Below are 26,184 nucleotides of genomic sequence, written 5' to 3' on the forward strand. Positions count from 1 at the left end.
CTATAAAATCATAGTGTTGCAAAATAATAAAACAGGTATAAATTACCTCTTAATTATTCTATTTCTGGCTCTCTTTTTTTATTTTAAACGGCTAATATAGAAAGTGGTGTTGACCAAAAAATAAATTTATGTTGGAATAAAAAACCACATATATTATATATGCCAGATAAATAATCCGTGCGTTAATTGGTTAGTAGAATTTTTGCTAACTCATTTGTGATGCCTTAAATAAGGTAATATCGCTTTGCCATTCTTTTATACCGTCATCACCTGACGCTTTTACTGTTACAGGTCTAATATTTATGTATAAAAAATTTGATGAGCCGTGGGTAAAAAATCAGCAAACCATGCTGAAACGAGTAGCCTGGGTAAACATTATCGCCCAGTTTTCGTTTCCACTGGCTGGCGCATTCGCTCCCACTATCGCCATGGCTGAAACACTGACGACTTCTCAATATGCTCCTTTGATAGCAATACCGACAGAATCTTATATTCTGAAGCCAGGAGAAACTATTTACACAATTGCTAAACGCTATAGTTTCACGATTGATCAACTCAAAGAAATAAATCAGTTATACGCCTCCAATAAGCCATTTTCAGAACTTAGTGCAGGTGATGAAATTAACGTACCCAAACCTCGCCCTAATAAGTATTTACCATTCAATTATTTTTCATCAGCACAATTCGTATCAAGGCCGATTGAATCAGGACAGATGGAATCAGGGCAAGTTGAATCAGAGCGATCCCCCCAAACCGATGATACTAGCAACGCTCTGGCAAATTCCGCCACTCGCATCGGAGAAATACTGAGCAGCGATAACGTAGGTAACAGTGCAATAAATCAGTTAAGTAATCTGGCTGTAGGCAAAGCCAATCAACAACTCCAGAATTGGCTGGGGCATTATGGTACAGCGCGGGTACAGGCTAATATTGATCGACGTGGTCATCTGGATGGCAGTCAGCTCGATATGTTGCTGCCTCTGTATGATAGCGAGAGTAAAATAAATTTTACTCAGTTTGGCCTGCGCCGTATTGATAAACGCAACACCATTAATTTCGGTGTCGGGCAACGACAGTTTTTTGATAGCTGGATGTTGGGCTACAACGCTTTTCTGGATCACGATTTTACCGGAAATAATACCCGGTTTGGCCTCGGTGCAGAATATACTCGCAATTATCTGAAACTGGGTATGAACGGCTATTTACGTTTAAGTAACTGGAGAGAATCACGCTTCCTGAAAGATTATGATGAGCGTCCTGCTAATGGGTTCGATCTGAGAGCACAGGGTTATATCCCCGCTCTGCCGCAGCTTGGTGGTAAGCTGGTATATGAACAATATTTTGGTAATGAAGTCGGATTAATTAATAAAGATCACCGCGGAAAAAACCCGGCTGCGTTTACCGCAGGCATTAACTATACCCCTATCCCACTACTGACTTTTGGTATCGACCGCAAACAGGATATGTCCGGCAATGGAGATACGCAGTTCAATTTAGAAATGAATTATGAAATCGGTACTCCGTGGTCAAAACAGATTAATCCTGATGCCGTTGGTTTCAGTCATACTCTACAGGGTAGTCGCTATGATCTCGTTGATCGTAATAACCAAATCGTTCTGGAATACCGTAAACGTGAAGTTATCCGCCTGACATTAGATAGCCTGATTTCCGGTCATGCCGGTGAAATAAAACCGATTCATATTAGCGTAAACAGCAAATATGGATTGAAAACAATTCAGTGGGAAGCAGCAAACCTGCTCGCCAATGGGGGTAAAATTGAACGCCAGAGCGACAAACTCTACCTGCTGACACTACCTAAATATCACCATAGTGGTAACAATGCTTATACCATAAGCGCGATTGCTTATGATGAACACGATAATGCTTCCAAACGGGCAGAGACTCAGATTCAGGTGCTACAAGCAGAGGCAAGTGTTAATAAATCGACATTCACAGCAAGAGATCACGAGCTTTCCGCTGATGGTCATTCCAGCACCATTCTTAAATTGGTGCTAAAAGATGGTAATGGCAACCCGATTCCTGATTCTGCCGAAGATCTCAAATTCGTCAGCAGCGAATTAAGTGGAGCAGGTGAAGCACCGACGATTGGAAAAATCAAAGAAACTCAACCGGGCACCTATGAAGCATTACTCACTGCTGGCGAAAAAATAGGTGTACTGACAGTAACCGCTAAATTCAAAAAGCTGAATTTCACACCAATAGAGATCACGTTCTTCCATCCTGATAAACCCATCATTAAAGATGTCAGAATGTCAGGCCGACTGGAAATGGGCCATACTCTTAAAGCGACCTATACCTTCAATGCCAACAATGGAGAAAGTACAGACAAATCACGCTATGTGTGGGGAGATAAAGGAAATGTTGATATTACTAAAGGCTCAACAATTACTGAATCAGGTAAAATCCCCGCTTATACACTGACACTGGAAGATGCAGGCAGAGTCAAAGCTCTCGTTGTTCAGGCACAAAATGGGCTTAATATTACCGGAAACACAAAAACGATTGATACCAGTATGGGCCAGGAGCAGGGTAATTATACCTATGGCGGTACAGAAGGTGGCAAAATCAAGGGCATTGCAGATAATCTGAAAGTCACCGTCAATACTGGCAAAGCTAAAAAAGGCGAAACAATCACTCTGAGTGTGCAGACATTCAATCACGGTCAACCCGTAAGAAATGTGCCGGTAGAGATAAAATCCACTGAGGCACTGAATCGTCAGAACATTCATCAGGCAGTGACACTACAGGTCAATGATAATGCCGGTCACTATCAGGGAGTCACTGGTGATAATGGCACATTATCCCTTCCCCTCACTGATCCACATGGTCTGGGTGTCAAAACAACGTTACAAGTAGCAGGATATGGCGTTTCAGCACCGCAAACTGAGCATGTCATCTTTACCGTTGCAACCAGCCCTGATTCTCAATATGCAAATTTCTGGGGACATATGGCCGATACAGCAACAGGGGCGAATGGACGTGTCTTTAGCCGACCTCTTCTACAAGCAGAACTGAATGCTATGGGGATGAAAGGAATGACTACATACACCGAAAATGGTGAACACTGGCCGCGCCGTATTTATCAGGGATCCGTGTGGTATTGCCATAAAATACATAAAGAATTACCGACAAAAGAAGATCTGCTTAACCTGTACCAAATCCACCAGAAGAATGAAATGCATGATCTGTACGGATGGCCACAATTCCGTTCTTATCGTTCTTCAACACCAGGAATAGATGGAGACGGTAAAAATGCCCATTTTGCCGTCAATATTGATGACGGAACAGCGCATGTTATCAACGAAACAGTGACCGATTACGTTATCTGTATATAATCCTTCTGCTCATTTCCTGATTAAAAATCCGCCCTGCTCAGGGCGGATTACTTTCTTCCCGTCCAAAACTACGTTAATTCCCGCTATTCTATTGACGATGTTAAATTCAAACTTTGATAATTATAAATAAATTTATAATTATCAAATCCACTGTGAAAAAACATGTATGAATTTAACCTCGTGTTATTACTTCTCCAGCAGATGTGTATTTATCTGGTGATTGCCTGGCTGTTGAGTAAAACACCGCTGTTCATCCCTTTACTGCAAGTGAGTGTTCGCTTACCTCATAAGCTGATGTGTTATGTCATCTTTTCCATCTTCTGCGTGATGGGAACCTATTTTGGCCTGAATGTGAATGATTCTATCGCCAATACCCGCGCTATCGGTGCTGTACTCGGCGGTTTACTTGGTGGGCCGACTGTTGGGGCAATGGTCGGATTCACCGGGGGATTACATCGCTATTCTCTGGGTGGCATGACCGCATTCAGCTGTATGGTATCAACAATCATAGAAGGTGTACTTGGCGGCCTTGTCCATATTTATTTAATGAAGCGCGGCAGGATCAATAAGTTACTGAATTTATGGACTGCGGCTATTGTGACTTTTTTTGCAGAATGTGCCCAAATGGGAATTATTTTGCTGTTTACTAACCCTTTCAGTGAAGCACTCCAGTTAGTAAAAAATATTGCCGCTCCGATGATCATCGCTAACAGTATCGGCGCTGCCATGTTTATCCGTATCCTGCTGGACAGGCGGGCTATCTTTGAAAAATATACCAGCGCCTTTTCTGCTCAGGCTTTGAAAATTGCGGTGTGTACCGAAGGGATATTACTGAAGGGATTTAATGAAATTAACAGTATGCGTGTGGCAAAAGTCATCTATCAGGAACTAGAAATCGGTGCTGTAGCAATTACAGATCGGGATAAGTTACTGGCGTTTATTGGGATTGGTTCAGACCATCATCTGCCGGGCACTCCCATTGCTTCCGAGCAATCACATCGCGCAATAGCCAATAATGAGGTCGTCTATGCCGATGGCAATGAAATCCCTTATTGTTGCTCTCTAAATCCCACTTGTAAGCTGGGTTCAGCATTGGTTATTCCTCTGCGGGGTGAGAATCAGCAAGTCATCGGCACAATCAAATTGTACGAAGCCAAAAATCGCTTATTCAGTTCAATCAACCGGACGTTAGGAGAAGGGATTGCCAGCCTGCTTTCAGCCCAAATCCTTGCAGGACAGTATGAACGGAATAAACAATCTTTGCTGCAATCAGAAGTGAAGCTGCTTCACGCGCAAGTAAATCCTCACTTTTTATTTAATGCCCTGAATACATTGCAGGCCGTAATACGGCGTGATAGCCAACAGGCAGGCCAGCTCGTACAGTACCTTTCAACATTTTTCCGCAAAAATCTGAAACGTCCGGAAGACATTGCCACGCTGCAAAATGAGATAGAGCATGTGAATGCTTACTTACAGATTGAGAAAGCGCGCTTCTGTGAGCGTCTCCAGATAACTATAGATATTCCGGAATCACTGCGCTACGCCAGATTACCCGCATTTTCCCTGCAACCGATGGTCGAAAATGCAATTAAACATGGCACATCACAGTTACTGGATACAGGAAGAATTACGATTAGAGCCTACCAGCAAACTAATTTGTTATTGGTTGAAATTGAAGATAATGCAGGGCTGTATTGCCCACAAAAATTAGGGGATGGGCTTGGGATGAGTCTGGTAGATAAACGGCTGCGACTTCGCTACGGTGAGCACTATGGTGTCCGTGTTGATTGCCAGCCGGAAGAGTTTACCCGTGTCATTTTGTGTTTACCACTGGAAGAAGAAGCTGATAAGAAAGCGTAAATATGAATGTATTGATTGTTGATGATGAGCCACTGGCTCGCGAAAATCTACGCTGCCTGCTGGCAGAAGAAACGGATATTCAAATCATTGGTGAATGTGCCAATGCAGTAGAAGCAATTGGTACTATTCATCGCCTGAAACCGGATGTGGTTTTCCTTGATATTCAGATGCCCCGCATTACCGGGCTGGAAATGGTAGGTATGCTCGACCCGGAGCATCGCCCCTATATCGTTTTTCTCACTGCTTTTGATGAATATGCGATACAAGCATTTGAGGAACACGCCTTTGATTATCTGCTAAAGCCGCTGGAAAAAGAGCGGTTGAGCAAAACATTACAGCGACTGCGTTCAGGCTATCAAAAGCAGCATCTGGCAGACTTACAGCCAGAAAATGAGCAGCTGAAATATATCCCCTGCACAGGACACAGCCGGATATGGCTGATGCAACTGGATGAAGTGTTATACATCACCTCACGCATGAGTGGTGTCTATGTAATGAACACCAACGGGCAAGAAGGCTTTACGGAATTAACTCTGCGTACACTGGAAACCCGCACTCCCCTGACCCGCTGCCATCGTCAGTATCTGGTCAATATGACCCATCTGCGGGAAATTGTTTTCGGGGAAAACGGTCACGCGGAACTAGTTTTACGTAACGATGCACGCATTCCCGTCAGCCGCCGTTATTTAAAGCCGCTCAAAGAAGAACTGGGATTGAATTAATCACTTTGTCTGTACCCTATCTATACACAATGGATTTCAAAATGCAGTGCGGCGGCAAGGGAAATCCTCCTCGGGAGCATAGATAACCGTATGTTTATAAAAACGGTGACTGGGGTGGTGAGCGCAGCCAACAAAGAGGCAACTTGAAAGACGAAGTGTATAAGCCAAAATAAAATAAGGATATGTATGGTCGATCTCTACCTGAAAATTAAAACCAATCAAATGACCCTGAAAAATCTCAATAATCAAAAAGAACTGAGTATTACAGGAAACTTCAGCACTTCCCGCTTATTGGTTGGGGATTTCTATGATGCAAAGCTGCAATTGGATTCGTTGTTTAAACAACATGGTCTGATGGGATTTATTGAGAGATTTATTGGGCGCAGACATCGGCTACTTATTCATCCATTGGAACAATCCGAAGGTGGCCTTTGCTCCGTAGAAGAACGTGTATTACTGGAAATCACTTACGTTGTCTCCAGAGCAATTATCCAAAAAATGATTATCCATCAAGGTGAGTGCTTACTTTCAGATGCGGAAGTTAAAGATATTCTGGGCCGGAAATAGCCTGAAAAAAGAAAAGCCCTTTCTCCAGTAAGAAGAAAGGGCCTCTTTCTATCAATATTTCAGTGTGTTACCACTAACACAAAGCAACACTCAATGGCGTATTACACGTTACCATTGCTTGGTTGCTGGCGGCGACGCTGACCACCGTTGAAATCGTCATTGCCACGGCCACGGAAAGAACCGCGCTCACCGCCACCACGACGTTCATTGTTATTAAAGCGACGACCACCACCGTTGCCGTTGCTAAAACCGTCACGATCACGACGTGCACCGTTACCGCCGTTACCACCATTACCGCCGTTACGACCACCACCACGACGCTCACGACGTTCAAATGGCTGTGCATCACCTAGCAGCTGCATATTCAGTGGCTTGTTCAGGATACGGGTACGAGTGAAGTGTGACAGCAGGTCTCCCGGCATTCCTTTTGGCAGCTCAATGGTAGAGTGAGTTGCGAACAGTTTGATGTTACCGATGTAACGGCTGCTGATATCACCTTCGTTAGCAATCGCACCAACAATGTGGCGAACTTCAACACCATCATCACGGCCCACTTCAATACGGTACAGTTCCATATCGCCAACATCACGACGCTCACGACGAGGACGATCACCACGGTCGCCTCTGTCACCTCTGTCGCCACGATCACGCTCACCGAAGCTATTACCATTACGACGACGGTCATCACGATCATTGAATTCACGACGAGGACGACGGACAGGATCTGGTGGCAGGATCAGTGGGCGTTCACCCTGTGCCATTTTCAGCAGTGCTGCTGCCAGTGTTTCCATATCCAGTTCTTCACCGGTACCCAGCTTAGACAGCAGAGCACGGTATTGATCCAGATCGCTGCTTTCCAGTTGTTGCTGAACGTTACCAGCAAACTTCTCCAGACGGCGCTGGCTCAGCAGTTCTGCATTCGGCAGTTCTACTTCTGGAATTGTCAGCTTCATTGTGCGTTCAATGTTACGCAGCAGACGACGTTCGCGGTTTTCAACAAACAGCAGCGCGCGACCTGCACGGCCAGCACGGCCTGTACGACCGATACGGTGTACATAAGACTCCGCATCCATTGGGATGTCGTAGTTAACAACCAGGCTAATACGGTCAACGTCCAGACCACGAGCAGCAACGTCAGTCGCGATCAGAATATCCAGACGACCATTCTTCAGACGCTCCAGAGTCTGTTCACGCAGAGCCTGATTCATGTCACCGTTCAGTGCCGCAGAGTTATAGCCGTTACGCTCAAGAGTTTCTGCCACTTCCAGAGTTGCATTCTTGGTACGTACGAAAATAATCGCTGCATCAAAATCTTCTGCTTCAAGGAAACGTACCAGTGCTTCGTTTTTACGTACACCACCGTAAACAGACCAGTAGCTCTGGCTGATATCCGGACGGTTGGTTACGCTGGACTGGATACGAACTTCCTGTGGCTCCTTCATGAAACGACGAGTAATACGACGAATCGCTTCAGGCATAGTTGCTGAGAACAGAGCAGTCTGATGTTCTGCCGGGATCTGGCTCATGATGTTTTCAACATCTTCGATAAAGCCCATACGCAGCATTTCGTCAGCTTCGTCCAGTACCAGACCTTTCAGGTTGGACAGATCCAGCGTACCACGCTTCAGGTGATCCAGCAGACGACCCGGTGTACCTACAACAACTTGTGGCCCCTGACGCAAAGCACGCAGCTGAACGTCATAACGCTGTCCACCATAAAGTGCGACAACATTCACACTGCGCATGTGTTTAGAAAAATCTGAACATGCTTCAGCAACCTGTACCGCCAGTTCACGGGTCGGTGCTAACACAAGGATCTGTGGAGCTCTAAGCTCAGCATCAATATTATGCAGTAGAGGTAAGCTAAATGCCGCAGTTTTACCACTACCAGTCTGTGCCATACCCAGCACGTCACGACCATTTAACAGGTGAGGAATGCATTGCTGTTGAATTGGAGAAGGCTTCTCATAGCCCATGTCTTGCAACGCAGAAAGAATAGGTGCTGATAACCCTAAATCAGCAAAAGAGATTTCAGTCTCAGTGGTCATGTAATGGTGCCTCATTAATCGTGGCGGCCAGTCTACATAACACAGTGAAAAGAATTTCTGTCATTTTCATTTAAAATGTGAACTGGCTCAAATTATGTTATTAAACGAACAAACAAGCCCCCACCCCTTAAGATGTGGACTTAAAAATCTGTCGTGAAAATGTTCGTCAGCTATTGTTGGTTCGATTCCGATAAGTCATCTTGTCTTTGGCCTAGCAGCGCCAATTCCAACAATGCATAGCGGTGCTCAACAAAGTTATGGACATTGTTAGCTACCGTCAGCTTGAATAACGCAACCGCGCTATCCTCATCCCCCAGACTTAGGTAATGTTTACCTAAATAGAAGTCAGTTTCACTGAGATGCTCAGCGAGCGAAGTGTTATCTGTCGAATCCTGCTTCAGGCGTTCCATCAGTGTTTTTTCACTGATTTTACCTAAATAGAATTCAACGATATTCCAGCCCCATAGCCCCCGGTTCGCTTTGTCAAAACGATTTGACAAACTAGTTATTGCAACCTTGGGATCGAGTTTCTCTTCCACAAGGTACAACCACAACGAACGGAAGGGATCATTTGGATCGTCTTGATAAAACGCCTGCAGATCATCCTGCGCTAAACGATAACGGCCGCCGTAGTACAATGCGATGCCGCGATTCATTCGCGCGTAGTTGTAAGTTGGATCAAGCTCTAAAACAGAATCAAACGCTTCATAGGCAGCATCAAAATTGCCTGCCTGCGTAAAATAAATCCCTAAATAGTTAAAAACTTCAGGAATATCAGGACGGATAGACAAAGCCACTGAAAAATCATTCTGTGCCAATGCCCTCAGCCCAAGGCTATCATACAGCACACCTCTTTCATATAAAAGCTGTGCGTACTCATCTTCCTTGAGAGAACGGCTCGCAAGTATTTGTTCCATGCGTGCCAGAATAACCTCTTGTTGCAATGTCGGTTGAAGTGGAATAGCAAAAACTTCATTTTTACGCCACCCTGTGCTGCCACCACATCCCACAAGGAGAAAAATAGCTGCAACGTAACACCAGCGCAGAAAAGAATTCATTTCCTACTCCCGAAGTCAGACATTAATCAGAATGCCCTGTTGCTCCACCCACATTGTTTATTTCTGGCATCCTGCCAGAAAAATTGGCTTACCTTTTATTTTTCAGCCCACCTACCAGAGGTGAGCAGAAATATATCAGGGTAAGCCGCGCCCTTTTTACAGGACGCAGTTCATTACGTCAAACTTATTCTGCTGATGATTCCGGTAATTGTGGTGCTTCAGCAGCAGTATTAGCCACAGCTTCTTTCATGCTCAGGCGGATACGACCCTGACGATCGATTTCCAGTACCTTAACCGGAACTTCCTGACCCAGCTGCAAATAGTCAGTCACTTTCTCTACACGCTTGTCAGCGATCTGAGAAATATGTACCAGACCTTCTTTACCGCCACCGATAGCAACGAATGCACCGAAGTCAACAATACGAGTCACTTTACCAGCATAAATGCGGCCAACTTCAACCTCAGCAGTGATCTCTTCGATACGGCTGATAGCATGACGAGCTTTATCGCCGTCAGTTGCTGCGATCTTCACAGTACCATCATCTTCGATCTCGATGGTTGTACCGGTTTCTTCTGTCAGTGCACGGATAACTGAACCACCTTTACCAATCACATCTTTGATCTTGTCCGGATTGATCTTAATGGTGTGAATACGTGGTGCAAATTCAGAGATATCATTACGTGGGCTTTGGATAGCCTGTTCCATCACGCTCAGGATGTGCAAACGGGCACCTTTAGCCTGATTCAGAGCAATCTGCATGATTTCACGGGTAATACCTTCAATTTTGATATCCATCTGCAATGCGCTGATACCATCGCGGCTACCCGCAACTTTAAAGTCCATGTCGCCCAGATGATCTTCATCACCCAGAATGTCAGACAGAACCACAAAGTTTTCACCTTCTTTCACCAGACCCATAGCGATACCAGCAACTGCGGCTTTAATCGGCACGCCTGCATCCATCAGTGCCAGTGAAGCACCACAGACGGAAGCCATAGAAGAAGAACCATTGGATTCAGTAATTTCAGAAACGACACGCACGGTATACGGGAATTCATTAATGCTAGGCATTACTGCCAGAACACCACGCTTCGCCAAACGACCGTGACCAATTTCACGACGTTTTGGTGAACCAACCATACCAGTTTCACCTACAGAGTATGGAGGGAAGTTGTAGTGGAACAGGAAGCGGTCTGTACGCTCACCCATCAGTTCATCGATAACCTGTGCATCACGCTCAGTACCCAGAGTTGCTGCAACCAGCGCCTGAGTTTCACCACGGGTGAACAGAGATGAGCCATGAGTACGTGGCAAGACGCCAGTGCGAACATCCAGTGCACGAACCATATCTTTTTCACGGCCATCAATACGTGGCTCACCACGCAGAACACGGCTACGAACAACGTTTTTCTCCAGAACAGCCAGTACGTCAAGAACTTCTGACTCTTCCAGCTCCAGATCTTTTTCTGCGGCTTCTGCCAGAATGATTGCAGCTACTTCTTCTTTGATAGCATCAACCTGAGCATAACGATCTTGTTTCTCAGTGATACGGTAAGCATCACCCAGACGGCTTTCTGCCAGCTCAGCGACACGCTCATGCAGAGACTGGTTAACTGGCTCTGGTGACCAGTTCCACTTCTCTTTACCTGCTTCAGCAACCAGTGCGTTGATGTTATCAATCACAATCTGTTGTTGCTCATGACCGAATACAACCGCACCCAACATTTGTTCTTCTGTCAGCAGTTCCGCTTCGGATTCAACCATCAGTACAGCGTTATTTGTACCTGCAACAACCAAATCCAGACGGCTGTTTTTCAGTTCATCGCTGGTTGGGTTCAGTACATACTGGTCATTGATATAACCAACACGCGCTGCACCAATCGGGCCATTGAACGGAATGCCAGACAGTGCCAATACTGCGGAAGAACCGAGCATAGCAACGATATCCGGGTTAACCTGTGGGTTTACGGAAACAACGGTTGCGATGATTTGAACTTCGTTCAGGAAACCTTCTGGGAACAGAGGACGCAGTGGACGGTCGATCAGACGGGCAACGAGAGTCTCGCCTTCACCCGGACGGCCTTCACGACGGAAAAAACTTCCTGGAATACGGCCAGCCGCATAAGTACGTTCTTGATAGTTAACAGTCAGTGGGAAGAAATCCTGACCTGGTTTCACTTTTTTCTGACCAACAACGGTAACAAATACCGCGGTGTCATCCATATTAACCATAACAGCGGCTGTCGCTTGACGAGCCATCATGCCGGTTTCGATGGTCACAGTGTGCTGACCATACTGGAATTTACGAACAATCGGATTCAGCAAAATAATATTCCTTCGTTTGTGTTGCTACGTTTAAATATCAGCAACAATGGATGTTCTCTTCGCTACACCCTCACGACTAATGACAGTACTTAGCCCTTTACCTTTCAAGTAACAGCGTTAATAGTTGCGGTGTAACCTGAAATCTTTCGGAAATGTCTTTTTAAGTACTCTCATTAGCCGCGCGAGTCACTGTAACTGAAGAGGTTCAACTAGTTAAAAAATGAATCTTAAGATTTCTTAATCTCCATTTTCTAGAAGAAAAGGGGCCAGATAGGCCCCTTTCCACTGAAACTCATCGATTAGCGACGCAGTCCCAGACGCTCGATCAGCGTGGTGTAAGATGCCAGATCTTTACGCTTCAGGTAGTTCAGCAGTTTACGACGCTGTGCAACCATACGCAGCAGACCACGACGGCTGTGGTGATCTTTTTTGTGCTCTGCAAAGTGACCTTGCAGATGGTTGATTTGTGCAGTCAGCAGGGCAATCTGAACTTCGCTGGAACCACTGTCGTTAGCGCCACGGCCAAAATCAGCAATAATCTGCGCTTTTGCTTCAGTACTTAGAGACATAGTATAACTCCAAATATAGTTTAAAAATGATGAGTGCCGATCTCTAATTCAGCCACCCATATATAGGCGCATTATTCTACGCTGCAAATAGATGAAGCGCAAGATAACCCCATAAATGCTACTTTTAATGCATTTCACCATCTTCGGTGGTTTCTACAACCAGCCGACGCGGAGCTACCAGGCCATCATCATCAATAACAGCAATGCCGATGAATTTATTTTCATCACCTTCATTAACCCGCACCCATTCGCCAGATGGCAGGCTATGTTGGCTGCGAACCGGCTGGCCTTGCTTAAAATAAGCAGCAACAACAGATGACAACTGAATAACCGGAAAATGCATAACAGCGGTATCCATCGGTAATAATAATGGATCGAGCAATTCTCCTGCTTCAATCTGCTGTTCTTCAGCCTGTTCTTTTAACTCATAGAGCTGTTCCAGTGTCACCATGCGGTGATTAGGGTAATTAGCTACCTGCAAACGGCGCAGATAAATAACATGAGCACCACAGCCCAGTAATTCACCCAAATCATCAATAATGGTGCGGATATAGGTTCCTTTGGAACAATGAATTTCCAGCTCCAGCTCATCACCTTCCCAGCGAATGAACTGTAATTCATAAACAGTAATCGGGCGAGCTTCCCGCTCAACTTCAATACCCTGACGGGCATATTCATACAGCGGTTTTCCCTGATGCTTCAATGCAGAGTACATAGAAGGAACCTGCATGGTATCCCCACGGAATGTTTCCAGTGCTGCATCAAGCTGAGAGGAAGTCACCTGAACTTCACGTTCACTAATAATTTTACCGTGTGAATCGGAAGTATCAGTGCGCTGCCCCAGACGGGCAATGACCCGATAACGTTTATCTGAATCCAACAAAAACTGGGAAAATTTAGTCGCTTCACCAAGACAAATTGGCAGCATTCCCGTTGCCAGCGGGTCTAGCGCACCAGTATGGCCCGCTTTACTGGCATTAAAGACCCGCCTTACTTTCTGTAAAGCATCATTGGAGGAAATATCCTGCGGCTTATCCAGCAGCAGTACGCCGTGTATCGCACGACCCCTACGACGACGCCCCATTATTTTTCCTCGTTGTGATCCGTAGAAGCACGACGCTGTTCGTCACTTTTCACGACGTTGGTAACCAGATTTGACATGCGCATCCCTTCAATCAAAGAACTGTCGTAAGAAAACGTCAGTTCAGGAATAACACGCAAACGCATCGCCTTACCCAGCAGTGAACGAATAAAACCGGAAGCTTCATTCAATGCTTTGATACCTAGGTTAACTTTCTCTGAATCGTGTCCGTCCACTAATGCATTCAGAAAAGTTACAAATACTTTGGCATAAGCCAGATCGCGGGAAACCTCAACACCTGAAACAGTTGCCATACCGATGCGGGGATCTTTCATTTCACGCTGTAAAATGATGGCAATCTCTTTTTGCATTTCCTGAGCAACGCGCTGAGTACGACTGAATTCTCTTGCCATTGTTTTATCTCCTGACATTTTGGGGGGCATGAAGCCCCCCAAGAATGGAATGTGTATATACCCTGTTTTATTCAGGTTGTCCCTAATGGCGACAACCTGAAATTTAACGGGTCAATTGTGGTTTTTAATCGATGGAGCGTTTCACTTCAACCACTTCGAAAACTTCAATCATATCGCCAACGCGAACATCATTGTAGTTCTTCACACCGATACCACATTCCATACCATTACGGACTTCGTTGACATCATCCTTAAAGCGACGCAGGGATTCCAGCTCACCTTCGTAGATAACCACGTTGTCACGCAGTACACGGATTGGGTTATTACGCTTGATGTTACCTTCTGTCACCATACAGCCAGCAATCGCACCAAATTTAGGTGATTTGAAGACATCACGGACTTCTGCCAGGCCCATGATTTGCTGTTTGTATTCTGGCGCCAGCATACCACTCATCGCCTGTTTAATTTCATCAATCAAACTATAGATAACAGAGTAGTAACGCAGGTCTACGCTTTCGTTTTCGATGATACGGCGTGCAGAAGCATCAGCACGTACGTTGAAGCCCAGAATGATAGCATTAGAAGCTGCGGCCAGTGTTGCGTCAGTTTCAGTGATACCACCTACGCCAGAACCAATGATCTTCACTTTAACTTCGTCAGTAGACAGTTTCAGCAGTGAATCACAAATTGCTTCGCATGTACCCTGAACATCAGTTTTCAGAACGATGTTCAGTTCAGATACTTTACCTTCTTCCATGTTCGCAAACATGTTTTCCAGTTTAGATTTCTGCTGACGAGCCAGTTTCACTTCACGGAATTTACCCTGACGATACAGAGCAACTTCACGTGCTTTTTTCTCGTCACGTACAACAGTCGCTTCATCACCCGCAGACGGTACGTTGGACAGACCCAGGATTTCCACAGGAATGGATGGGCCCGCAGTCATGACTTCCTGACCAAGTTCGTTACGCATCGCACGGATACGACCATATTCAAAGCCGCACAGAACGATATCACCTTTGTTCAGCGTACCGGATTGCACCAGAATGGTAGCAACCGGGCCACGGCCTTTATCCAGGAAGGATTCGATAACTACACCGTTTGCCATGCCAGAGTGAACTGCATTCAGTTCCAGTACTTCAGCCTGTAGCAGGATAGCTTCCAGCAATTCATCAATACCAAGACCAGCTTTGGCTGATACATGCATGAACTGAGTCTCACCGCCCCATTCTTCCGGAATGATGCCGTACTGTGACAATTCGTTTTTCACACGATCCGGATCAGCTTCTGGCTTATCGATTTTGTTAACCGCAACAACAACCGGCACATTCGCAGCCTTAGCGTGCTGGATAGCTTCGATGGTCTGAGGCATCACGCCGTCATCCGCTGCAACAACCAGAACAACGATATCGGTCGCTTTAGCACCACGAGCACGCATGGAGGTAAATGCAGCATGGCCCGGGGTATCCAGGAAGGTGATCATACCTTTCTCAGTTTTCACATGGTATGCACCGATGTGCTGAGTAATACCACCTGCTTCGCCAGATGCCACTTTGGTTGAACGGATATAGTCCAGCAAAGAGGTTTTACCGTGGTCAACGTGGCCCATGATAGTTACGACAGGCGCACGTGGTTCAGCCTGCGTTTCACCAGTGTCACGATCACTCATCAGCGCTTCTTCCAGCTCGTTTTCACGACGCAGGATAACTTTGTGACCCATTTCCTCAGCAACCAGCTGAGCGGTTTCCTGATCAATAACCTGATTGATAGTCGCCATTGCGCCCATCTTCATCATGGTTTTGATAACCTGAGAACCTTTTACTGCCATTTTGTTAGCCAGTTCAGCAACTGTGATGGTTTCACCAATCACAACATCACGGTTAACGGCAACGACAGGTTTATTAAAGCTCTGTTGCAAAGCACTCGGTTTACGCTGTTTGCCTTTAGTACGGCCAACTGCACGTGCTTCTTCACGATCAGCTTTCGATTCAGAATGTTTGTTATTTTTCTTCTGGCGGGTGTTTTTACCACCGCGGCTGCGGGTACGACGATCGCCTTCAACTTTGGCGTCATTCTCATCTTCCGCATCACGGGCATGACGGGAAGTTGTTACATGGTAGTCACTGTTGCTGTTGTCATTTACATCAGCATCGTTGGACCATTTATCCTTATTCTCTTCTGCCATGCGACGTGCTTCTTCTGCTACACGTTTTGCTTCTGCTTCAACTTTACGGCGCATCTCTTCTTCAGCTTTGCGCTTTAAATTTGCTGCTTCAGCTTCACGGCGCGCTTTTTCATTTTGCGCTGCTGCCTCAGTTTGCACTGATTTAGACTTGGTTTCGGTATGTTGCTTAGTAGTCACTTTTTCTTTTTCCGCTGCCTCACGCTGAGCCTTTTCAGCCTCTTCACGTTTGGCTTTTTCTTCTGCTTCACGTTTAGCTTGCTTTTCTGCTTCGCGTTTTGCCTGTTCTTCCGCTTCACGTTGAGCTTGCTCTTCCGCGAGTTTCTTCGCTTCAGTTTCAAGCCGCGCTTTCTCTTCTGCCTCGCGCCGAGCCTGCTCTTCCGCTTCACGCTGCGCCTGTTCTTCCGCTTTAGCCTGTTCAATCGCGTCACGGTTCACATATGTGCGTTTTTTGCGGACTTCAATCGCTACCGATTTACTTTTGCCACCGGTGCTAGGGACGTTCAGTGTACTGCGCGTTTTACGCTGTAGTGTCAATTTACCTGGCTGGCCACCAGTACCGCCTTGTTCGCGGTTCAGGTGGGCCAGCAAAGCTTCTTTTTCTTTCTGGGAAACAGAGTCAGTTGCGGTTTTCTGAATGCCAGCATCAGTGAATTGCTGGATCAGGCGTTCAACCGATGTCTGGATCTCTTCTGCCAGTAATTTTACGGTTACCTCTGTCATTCTGTTCCTTCCTGCTACAGTTTATTTATGCATCATCGCCAAACCAACAGATATTTCGAGCTGCCATAATGAGTTCTCCTGCTTGCTCATCATTCAGTCCTTCGATATCAGATAAGTCGTCGATACCCTGTTCGGCAAGATCTTCCAGAGTACAGATGCCACGGGCAGCCAGATTAAACGCTAAAGCACGTTCCATGCCAGGCAAATCCAGTAAATCTTGGGCTGGCTGCTGATCACCAAGACTCTCTTTCTGAGCCAGTTCCAGCGTTGTCAAAGCCGCTTTCGCACGCTCACGGAGAACTTCAACGGTTTCTTCATCAAGACCTTCTACAGCCAGAAGTTCATTAACTGGTACATAGGCCAGTTCTTCTAGTGTAGAGAAACCTTCTTCGACCAATAAGGTGGCGAAATCTTCATCAATGTCGAGATGCTTGGTAAATGTATCAATAGAAGCGTGAGCTTCTGCCTGATGTTTTGCTTGCAGCTCTTCCGCAGTCATGACATTCAGTTCCCACTTGTCATCACCACGATGTTTTTTCAGCAATTGTGCCGCCAGACGGACGTTTTGACCATTACGGCCAATCGCCTGAGCAAGATTACTGTTTTCCACGGCAACATCCATCGTGCAGTTATCTTCATCAACAACGATAGATGCAACATCCGCCGGAGCCATTGCATTAATGACAAATTGTGCCGGGTTATCATCCCACAACACAATATCAATTCTTTCACCGCCCAGCTCGCTGGAAACCGCCTGTACCCTTGCACCACGCATGCCTACGCAGGCACCAACCGGATCAATACGCTTGTCGTTAGTTTTCACTGCGATTTTAGCGCGGGAACCCGGATCACGGGCAGCGGCTTTGATCTCAATGATCTCTTCGCCAATTTCCGGCACTTCAATACGGAACAATTCAACCAGCATTTCAGGGCGGGAACGGGTGATGAACAGTTGTGCACCACGAGCTTCCGGACGTACGTCATATAAGACACCACGTACACGGTCACCAGGACGGAAGTTTTCGCGTGGCAGCATATCTTCACGCAAGATCACCGCTTCAGCGTTATTACCCAGATCAAGCGTAATGTTTTCACGGTTTACTTTTTTAACCTGTCCGGTCACGATCTCACCCTGCTGTTCGCGGAATTGATCAACGACCATTGCACGCTCAGCTTCACGTACTTTCTGTACGATAACCTGTTTTGCGGTCTGAGTTGTGATGCGGTCAAAAGTTACCGATTCAATCTGGTCTTCAATATAACCACCCAGTTCAACTTCCGGGTCGTCAAATTTTGCCGCTTCCAGTGTGATTTCACGGGTAGGCTGGGTGACTTCTTCTACCGCAACCCAGCGGCGGAAGGTATCAAAATCACCGGATTTACGATCGATGCAGACACGAACATCGATTTCTTGCTCATATTTTTTCTTGGTGGCTGTCGCCAGTGCAATCTCTAATGCTTCGAAGATTTTTTCGCGAGGGAGAGATTTTTCATTAGAAACCGCTTCAACAACAGCCAGAATTTCTTTATTCATCCTAGTTGCCTCATCCGAACTTTAAAAGTGGGGTACCAGGTTCGCTTTCTGGATGTTGCTCAGTGCGAACACTTCGTCTTTTCCATCCACCGTAACCGTAATCATTTCACCATCAACGGCTTTGATAATACCTTGCCATTTACGACGATTTTGCATTGCCATGCGTAACATCAGGCTGATTTCTTCCCCCATGAAACGCTGGTAGTGTTCAGCCTTAAACAGTGGACGATCAAGCCCCGGAGAAGATATTTCCAGGTTGTAAAGCCCTGGGATCGGATCTTCGACGTCGAGTACTGCACTGACCTGATGGCTAACATCAGCACAATCATCAACAGTGATACCCTCCTCACTATCGATATAGACTCGCAGTGTCGATACGCGTGCGCGAATAAACTCCAGGCCCACTAATTCATAACCTAAAGCTTCAACTGGTGCTGAAATCATCGCTGTTAATTTTTGCTCTAATGTGGACAAGCCCACCCCCAAGACATAAAAAAAGGGCTATATTAGCCCAGTAGTTCTGCTGTCAAATAACAAAAAACCCCGATACGCGGGGCTTTATGCAACTGGACCCTGTTTACTGCCAGTGGTCTCAACCAACTTCTTGTAATACCTATCAAAGCTATACCTCATGAAGCAACCTGTCAAATCAGGGTTAATACCTCTATGGTCGCTAAGCTTATAACTGTTTGAAAAGGTACATAGTTGTTAAGAAGTGGTTGCGGGAGCCGGATTTGAACCGACGACCTTCGGGTTATGAGCCCGACGAGCTACCATGCTGCTCCATCCCGCGTTCGAAAACGTGGCAAATCTTACGCTGATAATACTAAAAACGCAAGTTTCTAGATTAATGGTGCCGAGGACGGGACTTGAACCCGTACGCCCGTTGTTTAGGCACTACCACCTCAAGGTAGCGTGTATACCAATTTCACCACCTCGGCACTGATTATAGGACTGTTATCTTAAGCGGCTAATAATAACTGTTTAAATAAACAACCCTACTTCAATTCTTTTACTGACTATTTCTGACAGAAAACTTTCTACCAAAAATTACTGAGGGATATCACTATTTGGTTTAGCTGGAGCTGCCGGTATTGCCGGAGTCTCTGCCTGTTTTTCAGTTTTTACAGGCTCACTAAGGTTTTCCCATTTGCCACTTGAACCAGTTCTATTCGTGGTCATATTTCCCAGAATCAGACTGATAACAAAAAACAATGTTGCAAAAACCGCTGTCATACGGGTCATAAAATTCGCAGAACCCGATGAACCAAATATTGTTGCAGACGCACCCGCACCAAAGGAAGCACCCATATCAGCACCTTTCCCCTGCTGCAACAGAACCAGAGCAATTAGCCCGATACCAACCAGCAAGAATATACCTAAAAGAGCTTCATACATATGTTGTACCCGTTTCCTCGTGGGATTTACCATAACTGTGACGTTATACTACGGTAACGTTATTCTGCATCACCCACTCAATTAGAAAAATTAACTGATTGAGCGGGTGTGAATACTAACCAAAGCATCTCAGACAAGCAAGGTTAATTTTAAATACTGACGCTGATTGAGGAAAAAATCAACAAATCAGCTCATCCCTTTCACTGAATCAGCGATACGATGGGCCAATGCAGTGACCTGTTCTTCGTCTTCCCCTTCCACCATAACGCGGATCAGAGGCTCAGTGCCTGATTTACGCAGCAGAACGCGACCTCGGCCATTTAACTCGTTTTCAACCTCTTTAACTACTTCCAGTACCTGTTCTGATTGAAGTGGGTCGTTATTGCCCGCAAAACGCACATTAACCAGTACCTGAGGCAACAACTTCATGCCACTACACAAATCATGCAGGGTCATGTCATTACGTACCATTGCGCTCAATACCTGCAAACCAGCAACAACACCATCACCTGTAGTGGTTTTATCCAGCAAAATTATATGGCCTGAATTTTCCGCGCCCAGACGCCAGCCTTTTTCCTGTAATTTTTCCAGTACATAGCGGTCACCCACTTTTGCACGTTCAAATGGAATGCCAAGCTGCTTCAATGCCAGCTCCAGTCCCATATTACTCATCAAAGTACCAACAGCTCCGCCACGCAGTTGCCCTTGGCGTAATGCTTCACGTGCAATGATGTAAAGTATCTGGTCTCCGTCCACTTTATGGCCCAGGTGATCAACCATGATAATGCGATCACCATCGCCATCAAATGCCAGACCGACATCAGCCTGTTCTTCCAGTACCCGCTTCTGTAATAGACGGACATCCGTTGCACCGCATTCTTCATTAATGTTAATGCCGTTTGGCTCGCAGCCAATGGCGATCACCTCAGCACCCAGTTCTCTGAGAACATTTGGCGCAATATGGTAAGTCGCACCATTAGCGCAATCCAGTACAATTTTCAATCCATTCAGGCTTTGTTCACTAGGGAATGTGCCTTTACAGAATTCAATATAACGGCCAGCCGCATCAACAATCCGATTAGCACGTCCTAACTCAGCGGATTCTACGCAAGTCAGTGGTTTTTCCATTTCGGCTTCGATCGCTTCTTCCACATCATCAGGAAGTTTGGTGCCATCAATGGAAAAAAATTTAATTCCGTTATCATAGTAAGGGTTATGGGAAGCAGAAATCACAATTCCGGCTTCAGCACGAAAAGTGCGTGTCAGGTATGCCACGGCAGGGGTTGGCATCGGACCGGTAAATGAGGCTGATAACCCAGCGGCTGCCAGGCCTGCTTCCAGAGCAGATTCCAGCATATAACCAGAAATACGGGTATCTTTACCAATAATAATTTTGCGAGAACCATGGCGCGCCAGTACTTTCCCCGCAGCCCAGCCAAGTTTTAAAACAAAATCAGGGGTAATCGGACTGTTGCCGACTTTGCCACGAATACCATCGGTACCAAAATATTTACGGTTACTCATAAACTTCTTTCTTCCTTTGCTGAACGTATTCGTTGTTCACAGATCGTTCTTTATTCACAAATTGCCTGTTGCTGACAGCGTATTTTTCTCTGACAAGGTTGCCTGAACAATCTGCATTGCCTGCACAGTTTCTTTTACATCATGCACACGAATAATCTGAGCGCCTTGCATTGCTGCAATGACAGCACAGGCAACACTTCCCGTGACTCTTTCCTGAGGGGGTACATGAAGTAACTGCCCAATCATTGACTTACGCGACATGCCAGCCAAGATGGGTACACCAAGATGATGGAATGCTTTCAACTGAGCCAATAATTGATAATTATGCGATAAATTCTTACCAAAACCGAAGCCCGGATCGATTATCAGGTTATTTTTTGCAATACCGGCCGTAATACAGCGCTCAATCTGAGCTTCCAGAAATGCTTTTACTTCTGCTATAACATCGAAGTAATGCGGTTCTGCCTGCATCGTTCTGGGCTGCCCCTGCATGTGCATCAAGCAAACGGGTAAACCTGTTTTGGCTGCCTCTTCCAGAGCATTCGGCTCCTGTAATGAGCGAATATCATTGATAATGTGAGCGCCGGCTTTTGCAGCTTCCTGTATTACGATAGCTTTTGAAGTATCAACCGATATCCAAACATCAAAACGCCGGGACAAAGCTTCTATTACGGGCACAACACGATCCAGTTCTTCCTGCTCACTGACCTCATCTGCACCTGGGCGTGTCGATTCCCCGCCGACATCAATAATAGTGGCACCTTCTCCAATCATGCTAACAGCATGGCGTAAGGCTGTATCTAGGGTATTGTGTGTACCACCATCTGAGAAAGAGTCAGGAGTGACATTCAAAATCCCCATAACCTGTGGATGGGAAAGATCAAGGACACTTCCTCTGGCTGTCAGTTTCATTGCTAGGGAGCCTTAATGTTAAAAACCCCAGGTTTGCCCCGGGGTTTAATCAGTACGATCTGTCAAAACCAGAGGCAACCTGTGTTACTTATAGTTGCCTTTGGTTTGAGTAGATTATGCGGTTGGGTTACCATCCGCAGGTTTCGCAGACTGCTGCTGAGACGATGTATCCTGACGGTTATTACTATTATTGCTATTACCGCCATTTCTGTTATCGCCTTCCCAGCCTGCCGGTGGACGAACGGTAGTACGGTTCATCAGGTCATCAATCTGAGGCGCATCAATGGTTTCATACTTCATTAACGCATCTTTCATCGAGTGCAGGATGTCCAGATTATCCATCAGAATCTGACGTGCACGCTGGTAGTTGCGGTCAACGAGAACCTTAACTTCCTGATCAATTAAGCGAGCAGTATCTTCCGACATGTGTTTCGCTTTAGCAACTGAACGACCAAGGAAAACCTCACCCTCTTCTTCCGCATACAGTAATGGCCCCAGTTTTTCTGAGAAGCCCCACTGCGTGACCATGTTGCGGGCAATAGATGTTGCTACTTTGATATCGTTCGATGCACCTGTAGAAACATTCTCTGGGCCGTAGATGATCTCTTCTGCGAGACGTCCGCCGTATAAAGTAGAAATCTGGCTTTCCAGTTTCTGGCGGCTGGCGCTGATTTGATCACCCTCTGGCAGGAAGAAAGTCACACCCAACGCACGACCACGTGGGATAATCGTCACTTTATGAACCGGATCATGTTCAGGAACCAGACGGCCAATAATGGCGTGCCCTGCTTCATGATAAGCGGTAGATTCTTTCTGTTCTTCCGTCATGACCATTGAGCGACGTTCTGCGCCCATCATGATCTTATCTTTGGCTTTCTCAAATTCCACCATTGAAACGACACGTTTGTTGCCACGGGCTGCAAACAGAGCGGCTTCGTTCACTAGGTTCGCCAAATCGGCTCCCGAGAATCCAGGTGTACCACGGGCAATGATGGAAGCATCAATGTCGGTATCCAGCGGGATACGACGCATGTGAACTTTCAGAATTTGTTCACGACCACGTACATCCGGCAGGCCAACAACCACCTGACGGTCAAAACGGCCCGGACGCAGCAGTGCAGGGTCCAGTACATCAGGACGGTTAGTTGCAGCGATAACGATGATGCCTTCATTACCTTCGAAGCCATCCATCTCAACCAGCATCTGGTTCAGTGTCTGTTCACGTTCATCGTGTCCACCACCCAGACCAGCACCGCGCTGACGGCCTACAGCATCGATTTCATCGATAAAAATAATACAAGGAGCGGCTTTTTTCGCCTGTTCGAACATATCACGAACACGGGAAGCACCAACACCAACAAACATTTCAACGAAGTCAGAACCAGAAATGGTAAAGAATGGTACTTTAGCCTCACCTGCAATTGCTTTCGCCAGCAGGGTTTTACCTGTACCCGGAGGCCCTACCATCAGGATGCCTTTCGGGATCTTACCACCCAGCTTCTGGAAACGACCGGGTTCACGCAGGTATTCCACCAGCTCACCCACTTCTTCTTTTGCTTCGTCACAACCAGCAACGTCTGCAAATGTCGTTTTGATCTGATCTTCCGTCAGCATACGAGCTTTGCTTTTACCGAAGGACATCGCTCCTTTACCGCCACCACCTTGCATTTGACGCATAAAGAAGATCCAAACGCCAATCAGCAGCAGCATTGGGAACCATGAAATAAAGATAGACGCTAACAGGCCCTGTTGTTCTGGTGGTTCACCAACAACTTTTACCTGTTTGTTTAGCAGTGTATCCAGCAGCTTCTCATCTGGAACTGGCATATACGTGCTGTATTTTCCACCGTTGTCTTTCTTAGTGAAATCAATGTCACGACCAGAAATACGTACTTCACTTATTTGATTCTGTGATAACTCACTGATGAAGTTAGAGTAATCCACCCTACGACCACTAGAATCGCCGGGACCAAAACTCTGGAACAATAACATCAAGACAACTGCGATGACTAACCAGAGAATCAGGTTTTTCGCCATGTCACTCAAGGGATTAACCTCTTATTACAACTGTGTTAACAAATAGCAGCAGGGTACTATACTTTCCGCCCCGTCGCTACAATGTATACTTCACGCGAACGTGCCCGCGAAGCGTCCGGTTTACGAATTTTAACCTTCGTAAAAAGGGAGCGTATTTCCCTCAGGTATTCATCAAAGCCTTCTCCCTGAAACACTTTGACAATAAAACTGCCCCCAGGGGCCAGCACATCACGACACATATCCAATGCTAATTCAATCAGATACATGGATCGAGGAATATCGACCGCGGGAGTCCCACTCATATTGGGAGCCATATCCGACATGACGACCTGGACTTTATTATCACCAACTCTCTCAAGTAATGTTTTCAATACCTGTTCATCACGAAAATCCCCTTGCAGAAAATCAACGCCGACAATGGGATCCATTGGCAAAAGATCGCAGGCAATGACCCGACCACGTCCACCAATCTGACTGACTACGTATTGAGACCACCCACCTGGAGCAGCGCCTAAATCAACAACGGTCATGCCCGGTTTAAATATTTTGTCGCTTTGCTGTATCTCATCAAGTTTAAACCAAGCGCGGGAGCGAAGCCCTTTTTTCTGCGCCTTAAGAACATATTTATCACTAAAATGTTCTTGTAACCAGCGACTTGAGCTTGCTGAGCGTTTTTTATTGGCCATTGTTCTTTCCAACTGTTACTAACAGAGAGTCTTATTTTTTTCACTCTCTTATCAAACCACACCACACACTTATGGTGATAGATAAGAGATGGCGGTAGAATAGGTCGTTTTCAATCCCAACTAAGCAAAAAAACGATGACTCTTAACAAGAAACAAGTGCAATACCTGAAAAGTCTCGCTCATTCATTAAAGCCTGTTGTCATGATCGGTAACAACGGACTGACTGAAGGCGTATTGGCCGAAATCGAACAAACCCTTTCGCATCACGAGCTTATCAAAGTCAAAGTTGCAGGCGAAGACCGTGAAATCAAAACTTTGATCGCGGAAGCTATTGTTCGTGAAACTGGTGCATATAATGTGCAAATTATTGGAAAAATGCTAGTTCTCTATCGCCCTACTGAAGAGCGTAAGATTAGTTTACCGAAATAATCTCAATATCTTTATACAAAAGTGCCATTTTATCATGACAAAAAAAGACCTCATCGGGCCTTTTCATTATCATTACCGGTATTATGACCACTTACCATTTTCCTTCCCGCACACATCGTGTGGGAAGGAAAGCTTAGCTTTTAAGCTGGATATCAAACATACTCGACGTTCAGAACTTCATATTCCACTTTACCGCCAGGTGTTTCAATCACAGCGACATCATCCACTTCTTTGCCAATTAAGCCACGGGCAATAGGTGAATTAACCGAAAGCAGATTTTCTTTGATATTCGCTTCATCGTCACCCACAATGCGGTAAGTCTGTTCTTCATCAGAATCAACATTCAGCACCGTTACCGTCGCACCAAAAATCACGCGGCCATTGTTGGTCATCTTCGTGATATCTATCACCTGCGCATTAGAAAGTTTAGCTTCAATTTCTTGAATACGGCCTTCACAAAACCCCTGTTGCTCACGGGCAGCATGATATTCGGCATTTTCTTTCAAATCACCGTGTTCACGTGCCTCAGCGATTGCAGCAATAATTTGAGGGCGACGTACATTTTTCAAATGTTCTAATTCTTCGCGCAATTTATCCGCGCCACGTACCGTCATCGGAATTTGTTTCATTTATTAAACCTCTAAATCAATCCTAAGCCCAGACAACATCTTCCTGATTTTTGCAAAAAGGTAACTTATTTTGCAATAACAGTAGATTGCAATATATTGCAACACAATGAGCACACCCTATCAGGCGGGC

20 protein-coding genes and 2 tRNA genes are annotated in these 26,184 nt (G+C 45.8%); 5 read left to right on the plus strand and 17 right to left on the minus strand.

What is annotated here, in order from left to right; all coding sequences use genetic code 11:
- Window positions 1-302: 302 nt before the first annotated feature.
- The 4 genes from AACX68_RS15130 (at window position 303) to AACX68_RS15145 (ending at window position 6,505) form a co-directional block, all read left to right on the plus strand.
- Window positions 303-3,356, plus strand: a complete 3,054-nt coding sequence (locus AACX68_RS15130; RefSeq protein WP_228858072.1) for an inverse autotransporter beta domain-containing protein — start codon at window positions 303-305, stop codon at window positions 3,354-3,356.
- A 162-nt stretch (window positions 3,357-3,518) separates the two neighbouring features.
- Complete coding sequence (locus tag AACX68_RS15135) at window positions 3,519-5,216, plus strand: sensor histidine kinase (protein ID WP_228858073.1); 1,698 nt, start codon at window positions 3,519-3,521, stop codon at window positions 5,214-5,216.
- Window positions 5,217-5,218: 2 nt separating this feature from the next.
- Window positions 5,219-5,938, plus strand: coding sequence for a two-component system response regulator BtsR (gene btsR, locus AACX68_RS15140; protein ID WP_228858074.1), 720 nt, complete (start codon window positions 5,219-5,221; stop codon window positions 5,936-5,938).
- Between the two features lie 186 nt (window positions 5,939-6,124).
- Window positions 6,125-6,505 carry a hypothetical protein gene (locus AACX68_RS15145; RefSeq protein ID WP_228858075.1) on the plus strand — a complete coding sequence of 127 codons (381 nt, stop codon included), beginning with the start codon at window positions 6,125-6,127 and terminating at the stop codon, window positions 6,503-6,505.
- Between the two features lie 101 nt (window positions 6,506-6,606).
- On the opposite strand, the gene AACX68_RS15150 is transcribed toward AACX68_RS15145, so the two are convergent.
- The 16 genes from AACX68_RS15150 to rlmE all read right to left on the minus strand — a co-directional run bounded on the left by AACX68_RS15150 (window position 6,607) and on the right by rlmE (window position 24,996).
- Complete coding sequence (locus tag AACX68_RS15150) at window positions 6,607-8,553, minus strand: DEAD/DEAH family ATP-dependent RNA helicase (protein WP_228858076.1); 1,947 nt, start codon at window positions 8,551-8,553, stop codon at window positions 6,607-6,609.
- A 170-nt stretch (window positions 8,554-8,723) separates the two neighbouring features.
- Complete coding sequence (gene nlpI / locus AACX68_RS15155; RefSeq protein ID WP_228858077.1) at window positions 8,724-9,611, minus strand: lipoprotein NlpI; 888 nt, start codon at window positions 9,609-9,611, stop codon at window positions 8,724-8,726.
- A gap of 184 nt (window positions 9,612-9,795) precedes the next feature.
- Entirely contained in the window at window positions 9,796-11,937 is a 2,142-nt protein-coding gene (gene pnp / locus AACX68_RS15160; RefSeq protein ID WP_228858078.1) for a polyribonucleotide nucleotidyltransferase, read from the minus strand.
- Between the two features lie 299 nt (window positions 11,938-12,236).
- Window positions 12,237-12,506, minus strand: coding sequence for a 30S ribosomal protein S15 (rpsO, locus tag AACX68_RS15165; RefSeq protein ID WP_099109405.1), 270 nt, complete (start codon window positions 12,504-12,506; stop codon window positions 12,237-12,239).
- 124 nt (window positions 12,507-12,630) lie between these two features.
- Entirely contained in the window at window positions 12,631-13,590 is a 960-nt protein-coding gene (truB, locus tag AACX68_RS15170) for a tRNA pseudouridine(55) synthase TruB (protein ID WP_228858079.1), read from the minus strand.
- Window positions 13,590-14,000 (minus strand): 30S ribosome-binding factor RbfA, encoded by a 411-nt coding sequence (gene rbfA / locus AACX68_RS15175; RefSeq protein WP_099109403.1) that lies wholly within the window; start codon window positions 13,998-14,000, stop codon window positions 13,590-13,592. Before rbfA ends, truB begins: the two co-directional genes overlap by 1 nt.
- Window positions 14,001-14,124: 124 nt before the next feature.
- The gene (gene infB, locus AACX68_RS15180; protein ID WP_099109402.1) at window positions 14,125-16,905 is read right to left on the minus strand and encodes a translation initiation factor IF-2; all 2,781 of its coding nucleotides are present in this window, start codon (window positions 16,903-16,905) and stop codon (window positions 14,125-14,127) included.
- 25 nt (window positions 16,906-16,930) lie between these two features.
- Complete coding sequence (gene nusA, locus AACX68_RS15185) at window positions 16,931-18,439, minus strand: transcription termination factor NusA (protein ID WP_228858080.1); 1,509 nt, start codon at window positions 18,437-18,439, stop codon at window positions 16,931-16,933.
- Window positions 18,440-18,460: 21 nt separating this feature from the next.
- Entirely contained in the window at window positions 18,461-18,913 is a 453-nt protein-coding gene (gene rimP, locus AACX68_RS15190) for a ribosome maturation factor RimP (protein WP_141554488.1), read from the minus strand.
- A gap of 242 nt (window positions 18,914-19,155) precedes the next feature.
- Window positions 19,156-19,232: transfer RNA gene (locus AACX68_RS15195), tRNA-Met, on the minus strand.
- 58 nt (window positions 19,233-19,290) lie between these two features.
- Window positions 19,291-19,380, minus strand: a tRNA-Leu gene (locus AACX68_RS15200).
- 109 nt (window positions 19,381-19,489) lie between these two features.
- The gene (secG, locus tag AACX68_RS15205) at window positions 19,490-19,837 is read right to left on the minus strand and encodes a preprotein translocase subunit SecG (protein ID WP_099120017.1); all 348 of its coding nucleotides are present in this window, start codon (window positions 19,835-19,837) and stop codon (window positions 19,490-19,492) included.
- A gap of 186 nt (window positions 19,838-20,023) precedes the next feature.
- Window positions 20,024-21,361 carry a phosphoglucosamine mutase gene (gene glmM / locus AACX68_RS15210; protein WP_228858081.1) on the minus strand — a complete coding sequence of 446 codons (1,338 nt, stop codon included), beginning with the start codon at window positions 21,359-21,361 and terminating at the stop codon, window positions 20,024-20,026.
- Between the two features lie 54 nt (window positions 21,362-21,415).
- The gene (gene folP, locus AACX68_RS15215) at window positions 21,416-22,273 is read right to left on the minus strand and encodes a dihydropteroate synthase (protein ID WP_228858082.1); all 858 of its coding nucleotides are present in this window, start codon (window positions 22,271-22,273) and stop codon (window positions 21,416-21,418) included.
- 114 nt (window positions 22,274-22,387) lie between these two features.
- Window positions 22,388-24,319, minus strand: coding sequence for an ATP-dependent zinc metalloprotease FtsH (ftsH, locus tag AACX68_RS15220; protein ID WP_169926585.1), 1,932 nt, complete (start codon window positions 24,317-24,319; stop codon window positions 22,388-22,390).
- Window positions 24,320-24,366: 47 nt separating this feature from the next.
- Window positions 24,367-24,996, minus strand: a complete 630-nt coding sequence (gene rlmE, locus AACX68_RS15225; protein WP_099120015.1) for a 23S rRNA (uridine(2552)-2'-O)-methyltransferase RlmE — start codon at window positions 24,994-24,996, stop codon at window positions 24,367-24,369.
- 135 nt (window positions 24,997-25,131) lie between these two features.
- On the opposite strand from rlmE, the gene yhbY reads away from it, so the two are divergent.
- Window positions 25,132-25,425: a ribosome assembly RNA-binding protein YhbY gene (gene yhbY / locus AACX68_RS15230; RefSeq protein ID WP_228858083.1), complete on the plus strand. Its 294-nt coding sequence runs from the start codon at window positions 25,132-25,134 to the stop codon at window positions 25,423-25,425.
- 152 nt (window positions 25,426-25,577) lie between these two features.
- Here the strand turns inward: yhbY and greA are convergent, their stop codons facing one another.
- Window positions 25,578-26,054, minus strand: coding sequence for a transcription elongation factor GreA (gene greA, locus AACX68_RS15235; protein ID WP_099109394.1), 477 nt, complete (start codon window positions 26,052-26,054; stop codon window positions 25,578-25,580).
- Between the last annotated feature and the right edge of the window lie 130 nt (window positions 26,055-26,184).

It is taken from the genome of Xenorhabdus sp. PB61.4 (assembly GCF_963894935.1).
GTDB lineage: Bacteria > Pseudomonadota > Gammaproteobacteria > Enterobacterales > Enterobacteriaceae > Xenorhabdus > Xenorhabdus stockiae.